Origin of the sequence: Gelidibacter sp. (assembly GCF_035515035.1) — a bacterium.
Classification (GTDB): Bacteria; Bacteroidota; Bacteroidia; order Flavobacteriales; family Flavobacteriaceae; genus Gelidibacter.
Window position 1 is genome coordinate 1 of the sequence record NZ_DATJCA010000136.1, and the last position, 6890, is coordinate 6890.

General features: G+C 36.2%; 7 protein-coding genes. 3 read left to right on the plus strand and 4 right to left on the minus strand.

Annotated elements, in window-relative coordinates:
• Positions 1 to 792: insulinase family protein (locus VLZ86_RS11260; RefSeq protein ID WP_325451357.1), on the plus strand; the 792-nt coding region annotated here is incomplete at its 5' end.
• A gap of 57 nt (positions 793 to 849) precedes the next feature.
• On the opposite strand, the gene VLZ86_RS11265 is transcribed toward VLZ86_RS11260, so the two are convergent.
• The 4 genes from VLZ86_RS11265 to VLZ86_RS11280 form a co-directional block, all read right to left on the minus strand.
• Positions 850 to 1128, minus strand: coding sequence for a DUF6520 family protein (locus VLZ86_RS11265; RefSeq protein ID WP_325451359.1), 279 nt, complete (start codon positions 1126 to 1128; stop codon positions 850 to 852).
• 60 nt (positions 1129 to 1188) lie between these two features.
• Positions 1189 to 1686, minus strand: a complete 498-nt coding sequence (locus VLZ86_RS11270) for a MauE/DoxX family redox-associated membrane protein (protein ID WP_325451361.1) — start codon at positions 1684 to 1686, stop codon at positions 1189 to 1191.
• A gap of 100 nt (positions 1687 to 1786) precedes the next feature.
• Complete coding sequence (locus VLZ86_RS11275; protein ID WP_325451363.1) at positions 1787 to 2761, minus strand: helix-turn-helix domain-containing protein; 975 nt, start codon at positions 2759 to 2761, stop codon at positions 1787 to 1789.
• Between the two features lie 21 nt (positions 2762 to 2782).
• Entirely contained in the window at positions 2783 to 3148 is a 366-nt protein-coding gene (locus tag VLZ86_RS11280; protein WP_325451365.1) for a hypothetical protein, read from the minus strand.
• Between the two features lie 208 nt (positions 3149 to 3356).
• On the opposite strand from VLZ86_RS11280, the gene VLZ86_RS11285 reads away from it, so the two are divergent.
• A complete protein-coding gene (locus tag VLZ86_RS11285; RefSeq protein WP_325451367.1) occupies positions 3357 to 5762 on the plus strand; it encodes an aminotransferase class I/II-fold pyridoxal phosphate-dependent enzyme in 2406 nt (801 codons plus the stop codon).
• Positions 5753 to 6625, plus strand: coding sequence for an RteC domain-containing protein (locus VLZ86_RS11290; RefSeq protein ID WP_325451369.1), 873 nt, complete (start codon positions 5753 to 5755; stop codon positions 6623 to 6625). The genes VLZ86_RS11285 and VLZ86_RS11290 overlap by 10 nt, the downstream gene beginning before the upstream one ends.
• Positions 6626 to 6890: the final 265 nt, after the last annotated feature.

Below are 6890 nucleotides of genomic sequence, written 5' to 3' on the forward strand. Positions count from 1 at the left end.
CGGTACGAAAACGCAAAATCAGTCAATTATAAAAAAGCATATCAAATTTATAAAAGCCTGATGCAGGACCCTGAAAACTTTACATTCATTATTAGTGGCAACTATTCTATAGAAAATGCTCTCCCTCTATTGCAAAAGTATTTAGGAAACTTACCGCAACAACAAAAAAGAAAATTAGAAACCGACAAAAAACATTTACCAATATTCCAGCCTAAAACTCCTTTTAAAAAAATATATCGTCCTGATATACCTTTCCAAAATGTTCACATTTATCAAACCTACTTAAGACAATTAAAAGATACAATATCACTTAAAGCAAAAATAGAATATGATCTTTTGACCAGCATTTTAAACCTTCGTATATATGAATTACGTTTTAAAAAGGAACGTGCAGTCTATATAGCGACAGCTAGAAATGGAATTGATTTATTAAATAAGCTTCAATTTATCAATCTTAATTTGAGTTGTTCAATTGAAGATTTTCACAGAGTAGAAAATGACCTTATAGAAATGGTAAATAATTTAAAAGTTAATGGTGTCGATGAAGACATGTTTGAGTTAGTAATGCGATCAAATCGTAATTACTATTATAGTAATGTAGCCAGAGGTAAAAATAAAAGGATGTTGGAGTCATTATATAACCATTATCAGTTTGGAATACCTTACTATAAACAAGATCAGGTTGATAGAATCTTTAATTCAATAAAGAGAGAAGACATCCCTTTAATTGCTCAAAAGTATCTCGACGATAAGTTCTTAATGAACTTTGCGGCAAAAAGTGACGTTAATTAACGAATTGCAAAAGAAGCCCTATAACCAAAATCGATCAAAGGGCTTCTTTTTTTTAATCTATTCCATAATGATATATGGAATTAAACTTCCATTTAATTTAGGAACATTAAAATCCTGATCTGTATAAACTTGATGTTCAACAGCATTGGGATCGTCTGCAAAAACCACACGACATTGTGTGTTTTCAGTACTTGTACAGGGATCACTTTTCAGTTGATAAGGTACTCCATTTCGCTCTACCCATAAACCTGAATAAGTGCTGGTCTTAGAAGCGAAGGCCATGCTTATGGCCATAACAAATACCATAATTGGTAATAATAACTTAAACTTTTTCATCTTTACATAATTTAAATGATTAAACAATTTGCCCATTTTAAGTTTAGGCAACTTTACATATTATCGCGCAATAATATTCTTTTCATCCCTCTTTAAATTTCGGGATTTTATGTGTTTGTTTTTGTTCGTCCAAGGATAAATACCCATAATACCCAACAAGACAAAAAATGTATTGAATAATAAATGATGTGGCCAACTAAGATGTGATAAAATCCCGCCACAAGAACATGGCAGATCAGCGATACCAAATTCAGTTATAAGCAGAGTAATACCGATATATAAAGTAAATCCTATCATCAAAACCAGAGCCATATAAAGTCCCATTTTATTGAACTTAGGAATAACCAGCAATAAGGCTGTAACAAGTTCTAATACGGGAATTACCCAAGAGATAATTTTTGAAATAAATTGATTGTCAAAAACAAAACTATTTATTAAATCATTGTAAAATTTAGGATGATCTATTAATTTGCTCACCGCAGCATACACAAACAACAGAATGAACAGTAAACTGACCATCCACGGTATTTTTTTAGTAATGGATTCTGGAACTCTCATACCATTTGATTTGATATGCTAAAGTTCGGGACATCTATTTGATTTTAAGGGAGGAACTTTTGTAGAAAAGGGATTAAAAAAATGAGCAATCAATGAAACCCTAGACATTGTTTATCTTGCGCATCTCGCTTGGCGAATGCCCATAGGTTTTTTTGAACGATCTTGAAAAATGGGGCAGACTTTTGAAACCGGTCATTTCGGCAATATTTTTAAAGGGGCGATCGCTGTAGAGTACCATCATCAATGCCTTCCTCAGACGCTCCTCAATCAAAAACTTATGGACCGTAGTGCCGTATAGCTCCTTGAACCCATACTTGAGCTTAAATTCGTTGGTTCCCAGTTGTAGTGCAAATTCTTTAAGCGGTGGAAAATCATCATTTAGATTAGTAAGAATCATGTCGTGGGCCATTTTGATCTTTTGAATATCTTCCAAACTCAATCGTACTTTTGACTTCTTCAGTAAAGCTATCCTGTCTTTTACAGACCTCTTTTTTTCATTAAGCTTTCCTTTATTGATCCTACCAGAAATCCCAGATTGAATTTTTTTTTGATAATTGGTGTGGTGAATGACGGTGATAAGTGTCCGATAGCCTTGTGCATTCTTATAATATCTTGAAACATACACAGTTTTAGGTATCTCAAGGCCGCCTTTGGATTTGAATACCAAGTCGACGGACGTATCATAGGCGCGCCTGTTTGCACTCTGCTGAAAAACCTTTTCCCATTTTTGGACAGAACCCTCCGTTAAAAGTGCTGCAAAAGGTCGGTCAATGATATTCCTTTTACGTCGCGATAGGGTTTTACAAGCTATCTTATTTACCATCTCGACCATGCCATGTTCATCAATGATAAAACTCATTTGGACCACATCCAAAATTGCAGCATCCCGATTAGCATAACCCTGATGGACCAAAACGTCTTGAAATTCTTCTGCCAAAACATTAAAACCAAGGATAAAAGACTCAAGAATGTCATTATGTTTTGAACGTTTGATTCTTTGGTAATAACTTCCTGCTAACATTTTTAAAAGCATCACTCTAAGTGACGATAGTCTCTGTTCTATATGTTCTTCCATGGTAATAAGCTTTTAAAACGTTTACCTAAACCTATTCAAAAATTTAATAGCCTCTTCACTGTTCAAAAATGATTTTGTAGGTATGGTAGGCGAATTTGTTGTTAAATATATGTCGGATAACATTTCTGAAACGGGAGAATCAACAACAAAGGCAACGGCATTAACAAAAGCGGATCCTTCTAAGGATAAATATGCACGTGCTGCTTTATCTATTCCCTGTATGGCCCTAATGTCACAAAGTATGGGCATAAATCGACCTGCTTGTAATTGAAGTCGATCTTTTACTATACGGACCGATCTTGAAATGTCCAGGTCAATGTTTTTGTATATGACATGTACTACTCCATCAATTATCTCATACGTTGCATAATCATTTTCAACTAACATAATTTAACGATTTTTAAAACTGGCAAAACTTAAAATTACAAAATATGCTATTGTTTTATTTAACCTTTCAGGAGGGAGAATTGGCAAATAAGGATTAATAATTTGCCTAAAGCGGATGAATGTTTGACTAATCGGGATTATAGTTAGGTTAAATCCTACAATGTCGCGCAAAAGATATTAAATTTTATGTCACAAAAAAAACAATACCATGGCAAAAATTCAACACAACAATTTTTTAGACTCTGTAAATGACGTTTTTACGGATGCGAAAAAAGCGGGCGTTCTACACTTATACGCCGACGACGATCAATTTTGCGGACGCACCATCAGCGTCAAGAACCAGAATTTATTCCACTTTGGAACCACAGGATATCTCGGTCTCGAACAGGACTTTCGATTAAAGGAAGCAGCCATAGATGCCATCAGGAAATACGGCACTCAATTTCCACTATCCAAATCCTATATATCCAATCCGCTTTATAGGCAGCTCGAAGAAATGGTTTCTGAGATGTATGGAAATCCAGTGGTCATAACAAAAAATAGCACTTTAGGACATTTAGGGGTCATCCCAAGCGCCGTAAAAGATCAGGATGCTATCATTTTAGATCATCAAGTACATTGGAGTGTCCAAAGTGCTGCCAAAGTATTAAAAACAAGAAGTGTCCCAATTGAGATGATTCGGCATAATGATTTGAACATGCTGGAGGACAAAATCAAAGCACTTTCAAATAGCAGAAAAAAAATATGGTATATGGCCGATGGCATATATTCCATGTTTGGGGATTACGCTCCAATAAAAGAATTGAAAGCGCTGAGCATAAAATATCCTCAACTGCATTTATATTTTGATGATGTACATGGCATGAGTTGGATCGGAAGGAATGGTACTGGCTATGTCATGAGTGAACTAGATGAGCTTTCTGAAAACATGTTATTGTTTGGCACCCTGAGCAAAACGTTTGGAGCAAGTGGATCTGTCTTAGTTTGCTCCAATAAAAAGATGCACAACGAAATAAAAACCTTTGGAGGTCCCTTGACGTTTTCTGCTCAACTTGAACCGGCTTCTGTTGCTGCTGCAACAGCATCTGCAGAAATCCATTTAACTCCTGAGATCTATGAACTCCAAAATGATTTGAACCAAAGAATTCGCTATTTTAATGAATTAGTCGCAAAAACAGATCTGCCACTAATCGACAAAAATAATTCTCCTGTATTTTTCATAGGTACAGGAATGCCAAAAACAGGATATAATTTTGTCAACCGACTGATGAAGGAAGGTTTTTATGTGAACCTCGGCCTTTTCCCTGCTGTTCCGGTAAAGAATACAGGTGTAAGAATAACAATTTCCAGGCATAATCAAATGCAGGAAATAACCGCACTGGTTGAGGCCATGGCATATCATTTGCCAAAGGCCATTGAAGATACCCATACAAACCTGCACCGCGTCTGTGAGGCATTTAAGCTTGAGACCAAACAGAAATCTGAAGAACCATCCCATGATAAGCTCAACTTACAATTAGAAACTTCCATTTCAAAAATCGACAAAAACACGTGGAATACACTCGTTGGCAAAAATGGCATACAAGACTGGGACGGGCAACGGTTTCTTGAAAAAACTTTTAAAGATCAGCAGCTCGTGGAGCATAATTGGAATTTTTGGTATTTGATTATTTATGATCACCAGAATGTTCCTATCCTGGCCACTGTAATATCTACTTCTCTATGGAAAGATGATATGCTCGCCAATCTTACGGCTTCCAAAACAATAGAAGACCGACGACAATCAGATCCCTATTATATGACCTCCAAAGTATTAAGTTTGGGCAGTCTGTTTACAGAAGGAGACCATTTGTATATAAATGAAAATCATCCATTAAAAACAGATGCTTTGAATAAGCTAATGGAAACTTTGGAGACTTTAGAGCAACGCACAGATTCCAAAATGGTCGCACTTCGAGATTTCAGTCTGGATGTCGGGTTACATAGTCATTTTCAAGGCCATGGCTTTATCAGGATCCAGATGCCAAGTTCCTGTAAAGTGACCTTAACGAAACAGGATTCCATAGACAGCTATATTTCCAGGCTTTCACCGCGAAGTAAAAGACACTTAAGAAAAGACATCCTTACCTACGAACCCTTATTAAAAATTGCTATTCTGAAGAACCTTGATGAGACCCAATTAAAACATGTGAAAGAATTATATGATAACGTACGAAGAAATAATTTGGGTCTGAACACATTCTCCTACCCTCTCATTTTATTTAAAAACATGTCCAAAGACCCAAACTGGGAATTCATAACTATTGAAAGCAAAGATGATCCCGGCAACTTTATCGGGGTCATGTTTTGCTATAAAAACAATAGCAGCCTTACCTATGTCCCTTCCTTAGTCGGAATTGATTATGAGCATCTCGATAAGTACCAGACTTATCGCCAACTTTTATATCAAACTATCAAAAGGACGATCCACCTTAACTTCAGACATATTGACTTTGGCTTGACCGCCTCCTTTGAAAAAAAGAAACTTGGCGCCATTGTGGAAGAAAAACATGCCTACATTCAGACCTCAGACAATTACTCCCTGGAACTGATGGGTTTATTGGAATGCAAATAAACAAGAACATCAGTTTAGAAGGCATGAAATACAAGGAACTAATATCGGAATACAAGATGGACTTAGATGTCTTGGAATCCCGAACGGAAGATATTTTATATAAAGCTGAGCATGGCATTTCAAGAACTGAAAAATTCATTAAACTGTTACGTCAAAAGGTCATCGAGATGGGCTTTAAGAACAATGAGGAAGAAATCAGTTTCTTCAAGCATATAAAACCTCAAATTTTTAGCAAGCTCATCTACTATGTCAAGCTTTTCAATATTGAAAGTAAACGTCCCAGGAGCAGTTCTAAATTTCAGATCAAATATCTTAATGCCCACATTAACAAACTACAAGTCTATTTTAATGATAATCTGGATTTTTATCATTACTACCGCAGAGGCGCTACAACACTTGATGAGGAATATTTCATTAGGGGCAAGACTGATCTCCGTTCGCCCACTGATTCATACCATTTTTTCGTAGATGATCAGTTTGCCACTTCTCAGGACACTACCGTTGCGATGATCATGGCCTATGATATGCTGATCGTGTATTTACAACAGGAAATTGAAAAATTAGAAACAAATAACAGTGTTTACCAAAATGCAATGAAAAATTCATCCTCAAAACTTTTTTGGACGGGAAGCAAAACGGAACTTATTGAGTTGATCTACGCACTGCAAAGTAGCGGAGCAATCAACAGTGGCACCGCTGACATTAAGGAACTCGCATCGGTGTTTGAGCAAACGTTCACTGTTGAACTTGGCAATTATTACCACACTTTTATGGAAATAAGAGCAAGAAAATCGAGTAAGACCAAATTCATGGACAAGCTAACGGATTCCCTCAACAGACGGTTTGAAGATTCAGACGAATAATCCATAGGTCATCCCAACTTGGGAAAAATTAAGCAGTCGCTTTCCGTATAGCTTTTGATGCCTTTTGAAGGCAGAAATCCTGTATTTCTTTCTCTTCACCCAACAAAACACTCCAAATTCTATGACAATAAATATCCCCCACCTCTGGATGGACTATGGATGCTTTGACAATAATAGCTATCAAATTTGCAAAACGAAAGTCAAATCAAGTTAGGGGCTGTCAAATTAATTGAAATTGAAACGATAGTCCCTTTCACTAAAACCA

Excerpts from the sequence above, each read along its gene's own strand:
- VLZ86_RS11270 (WP_325451361.1), bottom strand. The coding sequence starts at position 1,686 with ATGAGAGTTCCAGAATCCATTACTAAAAAAATACCGTGGATGGTCAGT.
- VLZ86_RS11280 (WP_325451365.1), bottom strand. The coding sequence starts at position 3,148 with ATGTTAGTTGAAAATGATTATGCAACGTATGAGATAATTGATGGAGTA.
- VLZ86_RS11265 (WP_325451359.1), bottom strand. The coding sequence starts at position 1,128 with ATGAAAAAGTTTAAGTTATTATTACCAATTATGGTATTTGTTATGGCC.
- VLZ86_RS11285 (WP_325451367.1), top strand. The coding sequence starts at position 3,357 with ATGGCAAAAATTCAACACAACAATTTTTTAGACTCTGTAAATGACGTT.
- VLZ86_RS11290 (WP_325451369.1), top strand. The coding sequence starts at position 5,753 with ATGCAAATAAACAAGAACATCAGTTTAGAAGGCATGAAATACAAGGAA.
- VLZ86_RS11275 (WP_325451363.1), bottom strand. The coding sequence starts at position 2,761 with ATGGAAGAACATATAGAACAGAGACTATCGTCACTTAGAGTGATGCTT.